Annotated in this window: 17 protein-coding genes and 1 riboswitch; of the genes, 13 read left to right on the top strand and 4 right to left on the bottom strand. The window is 36.7% G+C overall.

Annotated features, from left to right (window positions below):
* The first annotated feature begins 105 nt into the window (after positions 1-105).
* The 4 genes from sigX to RTR43_RS20075 all read left to right on the top strand — a co-directional run bounded on the left by sigX (position 106) and on the right by RTR43_RS20075 (position 3,785).
* Positions 106-657: an RNA polymerase sigma factor SigX gene (gene sigX / locus RTR43_RS20090; RefSeq protein WP_312474407.1), complete on the top strand. Its 552-nt coding sequence runs from the start codon at positions 106-108 to the stop codon at positions 655-657.
* Entirely contained in the window at positions 632-1,831 is a 1,200-nt protein-coding gene (locus tag RTR43_RS20085) for a hypothetical protein (RefSeq protein WP_312474404.1), read from the top strand. Before sigX ends, RTR43_RS20085 begins: the two co-directional genes overlap by 26 nt.
* Positions 1,832-2,004: 173 nt before the next feature.
* Positions 2,005-2,769, top strand: coding sequence for a peptidoglycan DD-metalloendopeptidase family protein (locus RTR43_RS20080; protein ID WP_312474401.1), 765 nt, complete (start codon positions 2,005-2,007; stop codon positions 2,767-2,769).
* A 137-nt stretch (positions 2,770-2,906) separates the two neighbouring features.
* Positions 2,907-3,039, top strand: a riboswitch (FMN riboswitch).
* A 161-nt stretch (positions 3,040-3,200) separates the two neighbouring features.
* Entirely contained in the window at positions 3,201-3,785 is a 585-nt protein-coding gene (locus RTR43_RS20075) for an ECF transporter S component (protein ID WP_312474398.1), read from the top strand.
* A 124-nt stretch (positions 3,786-3,909) separates the two neighbouring features.
* Here RTR43_RS20075 and RTR43_RS20070 read toward each other — a convergent pair whose 3' ends face one another.
* Entirely contained in the window at positions 3,910-4,158 is a 249-nt protein-coding gene (locus RTR43_RS20070) for a ferredoxin (protein ID WP_066060880.1), read from the bottom strand.
* Between the two features lie 262 nt (positions 4,159-4,420).
* Here RTR43_RS20070 and RTR43_RS20065 point away from each other — a divergent pair, with 262 nt between their 5' ends.
* From RTR43_RS20065 to RTR43_RS20045, 5 genes are all read left to right on the top strand, one after another.
* The gene (locus RTR43_RS20065; protein ID WP_312474390.1) at positions 4,421-5,458 is read left to right on the top strand and encodes a YpbB family protein; all 1,038 of its coding nucleotides are present in this window, start codon (positions 4,421-4,423) and stop codon (positions 5,456-5,458) included.
* Complete coding sequence (locus tag RTR43_RS20060; RefSeq protein ID WP_312474387.1) at positions 5,458-6,966, top strand: RecQ family ATP-dependent DNA helicase; 1,509 nt, start codon at positions 5,458-5,460, stop codon at positions 6,964-6,966. Before RTR43_RS20065 ends, RTR43_RS20060 begins: the two co-directional genes overlap by 1 nt.
* Positions 6,963-7,568: a CPBP family intramembrane glutamic endopeptidase gene (locus tag RTR43_RS20055; RefSeq protein WP_312474384.1), complete on the top strand. Its 606-nt coding sequence runs from the start codon at positions 6,963-6,965 to the stop codon at positions 7,566-7,568. Before RTR43_RS20060 ends, RTR43_RS20055 begins: the two co-directional genes overlap by 4 nt.
* Positions 7,565-8,308, top strand: coding sequence for a LysM peptidoglycan-binding domain-containing protein (locus RTR43_RS20050; RefSeq protein WP_312474381.1), 744 nt, complete (start codon positions 7,565-7,567; stop codon positions 8,306-8,308). The genes RTR43_RS20055 and RTR43_RS20050 overlap by 4 nt, the downstream gene beginning before the upstream one ends.
* Positions 8,309-8,402: 94 nt before the next feature.
* Positions 8,403-8,858 (top strand): DUF2663 family protein, encoded by a 456-nt coding sequence (locus RTR43_RS20045; protein WP_312474378.1) that lies wholly within the window; start codon positions 8,403-8,405, stop codon positions 8,856-8,858.
* Between the two features lie 277 nt (positions 8,859-9,135).
* Here the strand turns inward: RTR43_RS20045 and RTR43_RS20040 are convergent, their stop codons facing one another.
* From RTR43_RS20040 to RTR43_RS20030, 3 genes are all read right to left on the bottom strand, one after another.
* Positions 9,136-9,705, bottom strand: coding sequence for a manganese catalase family protein (locus tag RTR43_RS20040; protein ID WP_312474377.1), 570 nt, complete (start codon positions 9,703-9,705; stop codon positions 9,136-9,138).
* A 132-nt stretch (positions 9,706-9,837) separates the two neighbouring features.
* Positions 9,838-10,098: a spore coat protein CotJB gene (locus tag RTR43_RS20035; protein WP_312474374.1), complete on the bottom strand. Its 261-nt coding sequence runs from the start codon at positions 10,096-10,098 to the stop codon at positions 9,838-9,840.
* Positions 10,095-10,325: a spore coat associated protein CotJA gene (locus RTR43_RS20030; RefSeq protein ID WP_312474371.1), complete on the bottom strand. Its 231-nt coding sequence runs from the start codon at positions 10,323-10,325 to the stop codon at positions 10,095-10,097. Before RTR43_RS20030 ends, RTR43_RS20035 begins: the two co-directional genes overlap by 4 nt.
* 145 nt (positions 10,326-10,470) lie before the next feature.
* Between RTR43_RS20030 and RTR43_RS20025 the strand changes: the two genes are divergently transcribed.
* The 4 genes from RTR43_RS20025 to RTR43_RS20010 all read left to right on the top strand — a co-directional run bounded on the left by RTR43_RS20025 (position 10,471) and on the right by RTR43_RS20010 (position 14,183).
* Complete coding sequence (locus RTR43_RS20025; RefSeq protein WP_312474368.1) at positions 10,471-11,106, top strand: CBS domain-containing protein; 636 nt, start codon at positions 10,471-10,473, stop codon at positions 11,104-11,106.
* A 123-nt stretch (positions 11,107-11,229) separates the two neighbouring features.
* Positions 11,230-12,009, top strand: a complete 780-nt coding sequence (locus tag RTR43_RS20020; protein ID WP_312474366.1) for a metallophosphoesterase — start codon at positions 11,230-11,232, stop codon at positions 12,007-12,009.
* 79 nt (positions 12,010-12,088) lie between these two features.
* Entirely contained in the window at positions 12,089-12,670 is a 582-nt protein-coding gene (locus RTR43_RS20015) for a genetic competence negative regulator (protein WP_312474364.1), read from the top strand.
* 235 nt (positions 12,671-12,905) lie between these two features.
* Positions 12,906-14,183, top strand: coding sequence for a Glu/Leu/Phe/Val family dehydrogenase (locus RTR43_RS20010; protein WP_312474362.1), 1,278 nt, complete (start codon positions 12,906-12,908; stop codon positions 14,181-14,183).
* The last annotated feature ends 17 nt before the right edge of the window (positions 14,184-14,200 follow it).

Below are 14,200 nucleotides of genomic sequence, written 5' to 3'. Positions count from 1 at the left end.
TTACAGATAATATCTTCCTTTTTAGCTGAAAAAAGTCTATATTTAAAAGGATGTAACCTTTTTTACATAAATTTCGACTAATACTATGAACGGGGAGGGGAATGGATGGACTCCGTTTTCGATGAACTTTATCAAAAATATCATCATGACGTTTTTCAATTTCTATTTTATATGGTTAGAAATAAAGAGCACGCTGAGGATCTTGTTCAAGAAGTCTATATACGAGTATTTAAGTCTTATCAAAATTTCGAAGGAAAAAGCAGTGAAAAAACATGGCTGTTTTCCATTGCACGAAACGTAGCCATCGACTTTTTCCGTAAACAAAAGGGCTGGAAGGAGAAATTACTTGAAAAATTTGATTGGTCAACCAATCAGGTAAAGGATGAGTATCCAATACCAGAAGAGATTACCGTCCAAAAGGAAGAAATTCTATGGATTTACAAATGCCTTGAATTTTGCACGATGGACCAACGAGCCGTCATTGTTTTGCGATATCTACAGGATTTGTCCATTGCTGAAACAGCAAAGGCTTTAGGGTGGACGGAGAGTAAGGTTAAAACAACACAGCACCGCTCGTTAAAGGTTTTGAAAAAGCAAATGGAAATGTTTTATGAGAAGGAGGGATTAACAAGTGAAAAAGTCAGAGTGGAGCGATAGAGAGCTCGAAGAATTATTAAGGCTAATGCCAAAAATACAAGATCATCGCGATCCTCGTGACATTTACCAAAATGTTTCTCTTAAAAAGCGTAAAACCAAATCATGGATGTTACCTGGTATAGCTGCAGCAGCAGCATTGTTTCTTTTTTTCATTTTAGCTCCAAAATTAATGGATAGTACAAATTACTCTCACGATAAAACCCAAGAGCAAAAATCATCGGGAAATCAAGATATGAAGCTTGCTGATAAAAGGGATACCTCAATGATAGCATTACAAAAAGACGATCCTGCCGTCGCAAAAGAAAATTCACTTAAAACTGGTGATAAACCTGAACTAATGAGCACAAACAGTACTAAAACAGCTATCTATGATGAAGAAGTAGGAGACGGAAAAACAGTGTTAACCTATTGGATACCCGATCCAGATGTTCAAATACTCATTCCTGTTTCCATTATCGTTCCTGCTGCGAAGGATACGTCCCGGCTTACTCTGTTTAATGAAAATATGGCGAACTTAAAGGAAAAAGAGTGGGGATTAGGTGAGTTCTACCCGCTTAATCTGACAAGGGAGCTTTATGAAGAAAATAATAGTATCAAGGTTGATGTTCCTGAGAACCATCAGTACGGACTGGGATCTATGGAACTAACTTTTATTAATGCATTAATAAATGATATATCTTCCAATAGCAATAGTAATAAAATAATACTTACAACAAATGGTCAACCTGGAATTGATTTTGAGAGATTTGGGAAGATGGAAAATCTTGATATTGTTAATAAAAAAAATCATGCCTTTTTCTTTTACTATCCCAAAGGGAGCGACTACCCATTCCTAACACCATCTGAAGATTCGTATAAAGATATAAATGCAGCCTTTCAGGCAATGCAGACCGATATACCAGTACTAGGTTTAAAAAATTCACTATTGCCATTACAGCCGTTAAATGACGTTACTGTTATTGATAGAACCTTATATGTATCATTTAAGGGTCATTCGGAATTGAAAGATAATCAACTCACTTCATCTTCTTTTGAGGCTCTATTGCTAACCGCAAAAGAATTTGGTTTGGAAAAAGTGATTGTAAAGGATTCTCCGTTAACACACATCGGTTCATTCGATTTATCCAAAGAGAACAAAGTGCCAGTAGCGCCTAATTTACGCACCATCCAATAGACTTATCAAATCAACCCATAGTGGTTGATTTTTTTTATGAATAAAATAGTGAAATACTCCAAATTATAACAAGTATGCTCAAGTCACTCCTCGAAGTGTCAAAATGTACTAAACATGAACAAACCGACATATGGTGTGGAGGAGAGGACAAGTTATAAGGAGGAAAATCGAAAATGCGTGACTACATAAAGAGATTTTTGATTGCCATTATTATGGCGCTTTGTATCAGTTTATTATTTTTGGGTGGAAAGCATTCAGAGGCGGCAAGTTTGTCTGATACAAAGGAAATGAAGGACAGCTGGATTTGGCCATCAGATGGTGTCATTTCTGATACATATGGAACGAGGCATGGAACGCATAAAGGAATTGATATAGCCGGAAAATGGGACACTCCTGTTCTTGCTGTTGACGATGGATTGGTGGTGAAATCGTACTACTCTAATACATATGGGAATGTAGTGTTTCTTAAACACCCAAATCAATTTGTAACGGTTTATGCCCATTTAAACAAGCGAGCTGTTTCAGCGGGGCAAAATATTGAGCAGGGTGAGGTAATTGGGAATATGGGGAAAACAGGGCAGGCAACCGGAACTCATCTTCATTTTGAAGCTCATCAATTAGAATGGAGATTCGATAAGAAAAATGCACAGGATCCAGAAATACTGCTTGGTAAAGTGGATGTTGGCGAAGCTGTACAGGGGGGCATTGCAGGTATCGGTAATAACGTTATGGTAGCAAGTAGCCATTTATACCCGCAAATTCAGCAAGAGGCAGCGGGAGGAATAGATTCACCAACCAATGGAAGATATATTGTTAAACCTGGGGATACATTGTACTCCATTTCTAGGAAACAAAATATTTCAATAAATCGAATAAAAGAAATAAATCATCTCAATTCAGACTTAATTAGGGTAAATCAAACTTTAATCGTTCAGTAATTGTGTAACCTGTAGACATAGATTTTGCTGGTTTATGGTGCGAAAATGTTTAATAATAACCAATAAAATAAATGGATATTTCTTTTGCTTAACAAAAGCTGCGTTTTCCAGTATAATAATCTTGTAATTTAATATCGATCTATCTTCGGGGCAGGGTGAAATTCCCGATCGGCGGTATTTGAGTTATTCTCATAAGCCCGCGAGCCTTTATAGGCAGGATTTGGTGTGATTCCAAAGCCGACAGTATAGTCTGGATGGGAGAAGATGGAGGTTCTGCAGACGTTCAAAAAATAATGATTGATTGAACGTTTATTAAGCGTGCCTTAGTAACTCCCTCAAGTAATTATTCTTGGGGGATTTTTATTTACATGGGTCGACAGTTTGCTGAACCTCTCTTCCTTACACGATGGATCAAAAAAGGAGAGAGGAAGATGAAGAAAGTGAAGAACACAAAGAAGTCAAAGGTAAGGGTATATGTTTCAATTGGAATGCTGAGCAGTATCGCATATCTTTTAATGCTATTAAATTTTCCGCTGCCGCCGTTCCAAAATTTTTTATTAGTCGATTTCAGCGACATTCCAGCGTTAATTGCCGCTTTAATCTTTGGACCAATAGCGGGAATATTAGTTGAGTTTTTCAAAAATGTTCTAAATTATATTGCGACTGGAAGTCAAACAGGGATTCCAATAGGCCATATTGCTAATTTTCTGGCGGGCATTCTGTTTATTTTACCGACCTATTATGTATACAATAAAATAAAGACGAGAAAAGGCATGACATTTGCTTTAATACTCGGCACAATGACAATGGCAGTTATGATGAGTGTATTAAATTATTTTTTTATTCTCCCTGCCTATACAGCAATTTTGCATTATCCTGACCTGCGTAACTATGTGGTACCTGGAATTCTACCGTTCAATATACTAAAAGGTGTTGCTATGTCATTTGTCTTTATGTTACTGTTCACTAGAATGCAGGCGTGGATTAATAAATTTTCAACGGTAAAAAGTGCATAATAGCGTGAAAAGCAATCAGGTTTTTGCTCCTGGTTGCTTTTATTTTTATAACTCTGTAAATAGGAAAACCCCCGCCTAAGGAAGGTGGGGGTTAGTAGCTTAAGAATATCTTTTGGACAAAATATTATTCGAATTTAGTTGGATTGCCATCAAATGATTCGTCAGCAACTTTGATTGAATCAGTTGGACAGCCTTCAAATGCATCCATCATATCATCGATCAATACATCTGGAATTTCAACGATACCTTCATTATCGTCAAGAGTTACAAATGCAATACCTTCATCATCATAATCATAAATATCTGGTGCAGCAGCGCCACATGCACCACATGCGATGCAAGTTTCTTTATCCACAATTGTATACTTTGCCATGAAAAAAACCTCCCAATTAAATAACAAAAATTATTCTTACTCATTATCCATGTTTAAAATGGAAACGCATTACACATTTCTATTGTAAAACTGTATGAGCAACTTTTCAATAGAAAAATACTATTAAAAACGTGGTTGTTTAGTTGATTTTCTTAAACTTCCACATATTTTGGCAACAACCTCCTTCATTTCATGTTAAAATAAGAATAGAAAAAAACGGTATTTTGTCGATATAAAGCGAAAAAGTGATGGGAGGCCCTGAATGCTGCAAATAGAACCCATTATTTTATATTGTTTAAAACAATTAGACAGTGAACGGACGATTTATTCTGTCTATCACCTTTTGAATGGAAAAAGATCCTCACAAACCATCCAGGATGCTCATTTATATTCTTTGAAAAAGTTTTTTGGGATATATGAATCTTTAACGAGAGAATCCTTTGAAGAAATAATTCAATCCTTGCTAAAAAAAAAGTGGATCTATCCCTCAATGGAGCAGCGATTCCTTGTGACATCCTTGGGAAAGTCAGTTTTAACCACCCATCCACTACCCTATTTTATGAATGGATGGAAATATCATTTATTCACATCGCAGGTTTGGGAAAGACTGAGTCTATTTATTCAGGTCACTTCGAATCTTGTTTACCAGGAAGCAAGATACGTTCCCATCCAAAAAAACAAAGATGTTCATAAATGGCTGAAAGCTGTTTTAAAAGAAATCCAAGCACCAAGGAAAGAAGTTGGCAGACTTGTTTTTTTCGAGCTGGTAGACTGTTTTAATGATGCAACTGAGATAGATCCCTCTCTATTGGTATTTCGGTTAACTGGTTTTCAACAAATAGGATTAACTCCTAGGCAGGCAGCCCAAAAGTTACATATGGAAATTCACGATTACCATATCGGATTTATTCACACACTTCATTACTTGATTCAAAAAATTAACTGCGAGTCTAATCGTTTTAGGATTCTATCCCTTCTTTTCCACGAACTGCAGCAAGATAATGAATTAACTCACTCTTCACAGAAAACGTGGGCGTTATTGAAACATGGATATTCCCTTGATATGATTGCCACTTACAGGCATTTGAAATTAAGTACTATTGAAGACCATCTCGTTGAGTTTGCCTTAAATATAGATAATTTTCCTATAGATGTTTATGTAGATAAAGAGTTACAAACAAAGATTTTGGAAATATCCCGGGACTCAGCAACGAGACAGCTAAAGATTATTAGGGAAAAACTGAAGACAGCAACTTATTTTCAAATTAGATTAGTGCTGGCAAAGTATGGTGGTCGATAATGGAGTTAGAAAGTATTTTAGAAAAATATTTTGGTTATCATTCGTTTAAAACAGGACAAAAAGAAGTCATCTCGTCCATACTTTCCGGGCAACATACATTGGCGATGCTGCCGACAGGTACAGGAAAATCGTTGTGTTACCAGCTTCCTGGTTATGTTTTAAAAGGGCAGATTTTGATTATTTCTCCACTTCTTTCTCTTATGCAGGACCAAGTGGAGCAGTTTATGCGGTTTGGCGAAAAAAGGATCATTGCCTTGAATTCTTTTCTTTCTGTCGCAGAAAGAAATAGTGCACTTCGGCAGCTAAGCAGCTACAAGTATATTTTTCTTTCTCCTGAAATGTTGCAGATTCCCTTTATTATTAGCAGGATTCAGGAAATGACCATCTCGTTGTTTGTGGTCGATGAGGCCCATTGTATCTCCCAATGGGGTTATGATTTTCGTCCCGATTATTCAAAGCTGGGTGAGATTCGAAAGAAGCTTGGGAATCCCCTCACACTTGCCCTTACAGCGACAGCGACAAGTAAGGTGAGAGAGGATATAATAGCTTCCCTTGGGTTAGAAGAAATGATCAAAGTAGAATCGACGATTGACCGCCCGAATATAGCCTACTATGTTGAACAAATAACCGATTACCATGATAAGCAAAACCGAGTAATTGACCTAGTTTCATGGCTGCAAAAGCCTGGGATCATATATTTTTCTAGTAAAAAAGCTGCAGAACAAATGGCGTCATTATTGGTAGAAAAAGAAATATGTCAAGCAATGGCCTACCACGGGGGATTAGATCAAACTACAAGAATTTTGATTCAACAACAGTTTATTTACGGCCAGCTCGATGTAATCTGTGCAACAAGTGCATTTGGAATGGGCGTAAATAAAGAAAATATTCGATTTATTATCCACTTTCACATGCCGATGCAAATAGAATCCTATCTACAGGAAATCGGCAGGGCAGGACGGGATGGATTGCCTAGTATTGCTATTCTATTATATTCGCCGGGTGACGAGCAGCTTCCGATTCAGCTTGCAGAAGGCGAATTGCCTTCTATGCAGCAAATTGATTGGCTGTTCAACAGATTGGCGGATGAACAACCCTTAATGGATGGAAGATTTAAATTAAACAATCACTTAAAAGAGCTTGGTGGTTTTTCAGAAATACAATGGCGAATTATTGAGGATTTTGTTTACAGCCCACAACCACAAACAAGTTCCAGTGATTATTTACAAGTAACTATTAAAGAATTTGTTAAGAAAAGAATAACAATTAAGAAATCGAATATTTTTAGAATGAAAAAATGGGTAGAATCAACCTCATGCAGACGTGAATCAATCTTAGATTATTTTACTGAAATATTATCCGACAAGGTTCCTTCGTGCTGCGATCAATGTGGTTTGCAATTAAGCGAGTATAAATCCAATAAAAAAACTCCAGTTTTAACAGCTGAAGAAGAGAAGTGGAAGGATTATCTTGCCAAAATATTACTTAATAGTGGGTTGACCAAATGAAAAAGAAGTATAATGACCTAATCTCAAGTTTAACTGAAAAAGAATTGCTATTTCATTTGTATATGACCCAAATAATTCTCCTTGCGATTTCGTTCATTTTAGGGTTTCTTTTATTTGATCATTTCTCCTTTTTGAACAATATTCACTTGAATGACTTAAATATTGTGGTCATTGGAATACCTGCAGGTGTTACAGTTGTTATAATGGATATTGTATTAATGAAATGGTTGCCTTCATCTTATTATGATGACGGTGGGTTGAATGAAAGAATTTTTAAAAAGAGAACAACCTTACATATATTGGTAATTGCTGCGTTTGTGGCTTGTAGTGAGGAATTGCTATTCCGTGGAATTATTCAAACAAAGGTTGGTCTCATCCTGGCCAGCATTATTTTCGCTGTCATTCACTTTCGCTACCTGTTTAATTGGTTCTTATTTCTTAATATTGTCTTATTAAGTTTTATTATTGGAATGGTATATGAGTGGACCGGTAATTTAGCTGTAACCATTATGATGCATTTTGTTATCGATTTTCTTTTGGGTGTATATATAAAAATTAGCCGAATGAAAATGGCTGATGAACAAGGGGGAACTGCTCCATGAACAAAGAAGAACCATATAGAGATCAAGCGGAAAGATTAAAGCAGCGGATTCAAAAAATTAATGAACAAAATGAATTAATTGAAGAAAGTGACCATTTACCTCCTAGAGAGGAGATCCATCGTCAAAAGAAGAAAAAAACAAAATGGAAGCTAAAATACCCAATTATTCGCTTATTAGTTTTATGTTTTATCCTACTTCCTATCATAATTTTAAGTGTAATTTCATATCTTAATGATGGAAAATTAATGAAGGTAAATGAAAAAACTTCTGGCGGCACAGTCGGATATGAAACCGTCAACTTTGAAAAGTCGAAAAAAGAAAACAAAGCTAATTCCAATAAATCCGAGGAAGCCAAGGAAACTAAGCAAGATAATAGTGAAATAGGTAATCCTGAGGAAAAAAAAGAAGAGCCTAAGGTCGACAGTGAACAGCCAGATGCTAATAATCATCCTAATACAACTGTTCAAACCCCAAGTTCAAATGTAGACAATACCAATAAGCAGGATTCAGATAAGAATAGTCAGTCACAAACAGAGACGACTAAAAGCCCAACCAATACGACGACAACAAAGACAAGTAAAATCATCTATCATAAAGTTCAGCCTCAAGAAACCCTTTTTAAACTTGGGAAAAAGTATTATCAATCAGCAAATGGTATCGATATTATTAAGAAAGCCAACAATCTGAAGAGCGATCAAATTCAAGTTGGTCAGGTTTTGAAAATACCATTAAACAAGTAACCGATCAATATCACTTTGGTCGGTTTTTTTATATATATTAAACATAATTTGAGGGACAAGGACATAAGTATGTATGGAAATGGAAGGTGATTAGATGGACTCTCCCATCCAATTAATTGAAAATACTGATAAAGCAACCAAGCAAATGCTAGAAAATGTAAGGAAAAGAAAGAAAAAGTTTGATGATACGAAAAGATGGCATTATTTATCAATATATGCAACCCTTTTTTTTGCTTTCTCTTTCTTTGTTTATTTCTATTTCACCATTGCCGAGCACTATTCTTATTCTTTTTTAGCTATGTTGTCTGCTACATTAAACGATGGGATCAATATATATTTGTTAGCGTTAACCATATTAGGCTTTGGTGCGATGAATCTATTAAAGCAGCAAAAGGAGAAAAAGGAAAAAGAATACCAAGACTTAAGGTGTGAAATTGTTGACCGCAGCAAGGATTTATGGAAAAAAGAAGAAGAATGGAAACATCGTCACATTGTTTTTGAAATGATGAAAAATAAGTACGATATTAATCTCTATCATGAAAAGAAATAAGAAGCAGTTTACATCCCTGCTTCTTATTTTTATAATATAAGAATTTATAACATTGGACTTCGAGAAATGTCCAGCTTCAGGCGCCATCGGCTAGTGTACTTCGCTCTTCTCCCTACGATAAGTCAACATCGGTTCGCTCCGCTCACCGTGTTTCCTTTATCTCAGTCGAAGCGCTCCATAAGGAATGCTTCGGCAGCATTGGCATCGCACGAAGGAAAAGCGTTAGCTTTTCCGAGGAGTCCATACGCCGATAGGCGGGCGCCTTGCGCTTTTCTTATTAAAAAATTTTCTTCTTTCCCTGTTCATCTTTTAATATTTCTACAGCTTCTCGGAACCGTAGGGAATGGATTATTTCACGTTCGCGCAAAAAGCGAAGACTATCATTGATATCAGGATCATCACTTAGGTTAATTAACCATTGATAAGTTGCTCGAGCCTTTTCTTCTGCTGCAATATCTTCATATAAATCTGCGATGGGGTCTCCCTTTGCAGTAATATAAGTTGCTGTAAAAGGTACTCCTGCAGCATTATGGTAGTATAATGCGTTATCATGGTCAGCGTAATGAGCTCCTAGCCCAGCAGCTTTCATTTGCTCAGGAGTGGCATCTTTTGTTAATTTATAGACCATTGTGGCAATCATTTCAAGATGGGCGAATTCTTCAGTACCGATATCTGTTAGGAGGCCAATTACCTTATCAGGAATCGTGTATCTTTGATTTAAGTATCGAAGTGCAGCTGCAAGTTCACCGTCAGCACCGCCATATTGCTCAATTAAATACTTTGCTAACGTCGGATTACAGGTACTGACCCGAACTGGATATTGTAATTTCTTTTCATAAACCCACATTTATTTCAATCCCCCCTATAATTGAGCAAAGCCAAACAGCCACTTTCCGTTTTTATTCATCAATAAAGGGCAGTAAGTCCTCCATTTCAAGACAGCGGGGGAAAGAATAACCCCTACTGTTTAAGTATCACTTTATACTTGCCAAGGCCACGGGGAGTCTCTCCAGTTCCAAGGGAATCCGGAGTAGCTGTTTCCATATTGTAATAAAGGGCCAAATTGGCTTTCGAAGGTCTTTTTGATTCGTTTTCTTTCCTTAGTAAACTGATTAAATTGTTGAATTGCCTCCATATCGTCAGGATGGGTATCTAAATATAAAGTTAGTTCTATTAATACAAAGTCAACTGCTTGAAGTTGCTCCATTATTTGATAATATTCGGCAGGGACCTGGGTCATATTCCCCCCCCTCCTTTAGCTTTCTCGAACGAATTGTACCAAGGGTCATAAAAATCCTTCCAGAGCGTACCCGCCTTTAGTGCTTCAAGTGGAGAAAATTGTGGAAGATTCGGTGGTTGGAAACTCATATATAAATGAGGTGGAGTGGAGTAGGTTTTTTCAGTCACTGGTTGGCAAGGGTCAAATGGACTCGCATAAGGATAATACGATTTAAAATGTGTTTTCATAGTAGCCCTCCCATTAAACAATATCATTTAATCATATGAATTTTTTCTATCTACATGACATAAAACTTTAATAAATTAAAGGGTTTTTTCAATAACTGTCGAAGTATTATATATAGGTAGGATAATTACTTTGAGGTGATGGGAATTGTTCGTAAAAAATATTATGATACCAAAACACGAATGTATTACAGCGCAAGCAAATGCTACACTGAAAGAAACTTTAGAATTGTTAGAAAAGCACCAAATTGATGGTATACCAGTGTTAAACGAAGAAAAATATTTAGGGGTTGCAACAAGGTATAAAATTTATGAAAGCTATTTTCTGTCTAACCAACAAAAGGATGAATATTTAAGCTCAACTTTTGTTAAAGACGTTGTCACCCACCAAGAAAAGTTTTTAGAGGGTGGAGAATTATTCGAGAGAACACTACTTGATTTGAAGGATTTTCCTTTATTAGCGGTGGTGGATCCAAAACAAAATTTTCTTGGTATTGTCACACGTTCGGATGTTATCAGTTCATTTGAAAGTGCTTTTGGCGTAAATCGCCCAGGTGTTAGGATTGCTTTTACATCAGTTGAAACTGAGGGGCGTATTGCTCGTCTTTCTGAAATTGCCCATCAATTCCATGAGCATATCATTTCACTTGTTACTTTCGATGAAACGGATAAACTTGTTCGAAGAATTGTGATGAAAATTGAAAAGAAAGACAATATTGACAGGTTTACCAAGAAGCTTGAAGAACATGGCTTCCGAATTTTAAGTATTCAAGAAGACGAATAAAACCAATTAGAAAAAATATAAATCCTTCTCATACATGAATATGGGAGGGGTTTTTTATGTTTATAATCCATGTTTATGGTATGATTTCCGTATGAAATTAGGATGGAAATGGGGAACAAGATAATGATTATATTTTTGGTTATCCTGGTTATTCTAGGAGGAGTCCTCCTCCTTTTATATATGGTTCGCGAAGCTTTTTTAAATAAGGTGATGGAGCATGAATTACTTTTTCCAGACTTTCCTGAATCCTTTGGAAAGGTTTCACTCTTTTTTATATCGGATATTCATCGTCGAACCATACCGGATGTCGTAATTAATGCTGTTAAGGGAAAGGCTGATGTGGTCATCATCGGAGGGGATTTAACAGAAAAAGGGGTTCCTTTTGATAGAGTGCGAGCAAACTTGCTGAAATTAAAGCAAATTGGCCCAGTCTATTTTGTGTGGGGAAACAACGATTATGAAGTAGATTTTCGTTTATTGGATGCGATTCTGCTCGAATCAGGTGTAAAGGTTTTAGATAATACTGCCGTTACCTTTGAATCAGAACAAGGTGAAAAAATATGTTTGCTCGGAGTCGATGACCTGAATCAGGAGCGGGACCGGCTTGATTTAGCTCTTTTAGATGCACACGAGAAAAGTTTTAAAATATTAGCAAGCCACTACCCAAGTATTACAAAAAAAATTCACTCCGAACATGAAATTCGACTAGTTCTAAGCGGTCATACCCACGGAGGGCAAATACATATTTTCGGATTTAGCCCCCAAAAACGGGGTTGCATAAAAAAATTAGAAAATACAATTTTACTCATTAGTAATGGATTTGGAACAACTTCCTTTCCTTTAAGGCTAGGAGCACCAGCTGAAACTCATCTCATCACGCTTAGAAAAGGTAATAATCGGTAGTATGATTTAGACAATTCACCAATAGAACCCTATGGCATACACTGAAAACAAGAGTTATGTCACGGCAGGGGGCAAAAGCATGCGCTTGGAACGCTTAACGGCCAATAAGATAAAAATTTTTTTAACTTCTGATGATTTGTTTGAAAGAGGTCTTTCCAAAGAAGATATCTGGAAGGACTCAAGTAAATGGAATCAGCTCTTTCACGATATGCTAGAAGAGGCGAGTGAAGAATTTGATGTTGACATACAGGGTTCCGTAGCAGTTGAAATTTTTTCTCTTCAGGCCCAAGGTATGATATTAATTATTACCGTCGACGAAGTAAAAGAGGACGAAGAATTATTGTATGATGGTTTTATTGAAATGCAAGTAAGGGTTGAAGGCTGTGAAAATCTCTTGTATGAGTTTGGAGAATTTGAGGACATTATTAATCTGTCCAAAAGACTGTCCTATTCAGATATTTTTGGAGGCAGCCTTTATGAAATGAATAACCGTTATTATCTTTTGATGGATAGGGTAGAAACAGTAAATAAAGAAAAGGCAGCTTGTATTTTATCAGAATTTGGTAACCCCTCCATTCTCAGTCCATTCGTTCTTGCTGAATATGGTAAAGCAATCATTGAAGATAAAACGGTGGAAACCATACTCCATTTTTTTAAATAAATTGTATAAAGTAAATAGGGGGCAAGCGCCCCTTTTATGTGTTTGGAAGAAAGGGATTATGGGGTTATTATTTTTAAAAAAATTTATTTGAAAAATTCAAATGGCAGCGTTTACATATTAACACTATAAAATTATGAAAAGTGTATTTTTCTTCTTGCATAAATCAATTAAACGTGTATACTTGTGTCTGAAAGCGGACAACATTCGTAAAAGTGATTTCTTAGGAGGATTACAAATGGTAGCCGAAAAAGCTAATGAAAAGACTAATCAAGAGGAAAAGCATGATGTGTTGAAATCAACACAGACTGTTATTCATAAGGCCCTTGAAAAGTTAGGTTATCCTGAAGAGGTATACGAGCTCTTGAAAGAGCCGTTACGTTTGATGACAGTTAAAATTCCAATTAGAATGGACGATGGTTCAATAAAAATATTTACGGGCTACCGTGCGCAGCATAATGATGCAGTTGGGCCGACAAAAGGTGGAATCCGTTTCCACCCAGGTGTGACAGAAACAGAAGTAAAAGCACTTTCCATTTGGATGAGCTTGAAGTGCGGCATCGTTGATCTACCATATGGCGGTGGTAAGGGTGGAATTGTTTGCGATCCTCGAGATATGTCATTTAGAGAGCTTGAAAGGTTAAGCCGTGGATACGTACGAGCTATCAGCCAAATTGTAGGACCAACGAAGGATATTCCAGCACCAGACGTGTTTACAAATTCGCAAATCATGGCATGGATGATGGATGAATATAGCCGAATTGATGAATTTAACTCTCCTGGATTTATCACTGGTAAGCCGCTTGTGCTTGGAGGCTCACATGGACGTGAATCGGCAACGGCAAAAGGTGTGACCATCTGTATTCGCGAAGCAGCTAAAAAGAAAGGCATTCAAATTGAGGGTGCAAGGGTTGTTGTTCAAGGCTTCGGTAACGCGGGAAGCTTTTTAGCGAAATTCATGCATGATGCTGGGGCAAAGGTAATTGGAATTTCTGATGCCTACGGTGCATTACATGATCCAAACGGACTTGATATTGATTATCTTTTAGATAGACGAGACAGTTTTGGAACGGTTACAAAATTATTTAATAACACGATAACAAATAAAGAATTGCTAGAACTAGATTGTGATATTCTTGTTCCTGCTGCCATTGAAAACCAAATTACAGAAGAAAATGCTCATAATATTCGTGCAAGCATCGTTGTGGAGGCTGCCAATGGTCCAACCACTTTAGAGGCTACGGAAATATTAACAGAGCGGGGAATTCTTCTTGTACCAGATGTGCTTGCATCTTCAGGTGGGGTTACCGTTTCTTATTTTGAGTGGGTTCAAAATAACCAAGGGTACTATTGGTCAGAGGAAGAAGTAGAAGAAAAACTTGAAAAAATATTGGTTAAATCGTTTAAAAATATTTATGACACTGCCCAAACACGCCGTGTTGATATGCGTCTTGCTGCCTATATGGTCGGTGTAAGAAAAATGGCAGAGGCAAGCCGTTTCAGAGGCTGGATATAATAACTTAAACATTGAAA

The organism is Neobacillus sp., assembly GCF_031988165.1.
GTDB lineage: Bacteria > Bacillota > Bacilli > Bacillales > Cytobacillaceae > Neobacillus > Neobacillus rhizosphaerae.
Note: the sequence above shows the minus strand (reverse complement) of the source record. Positions and strands in the feature narration are given on the sequence as shown.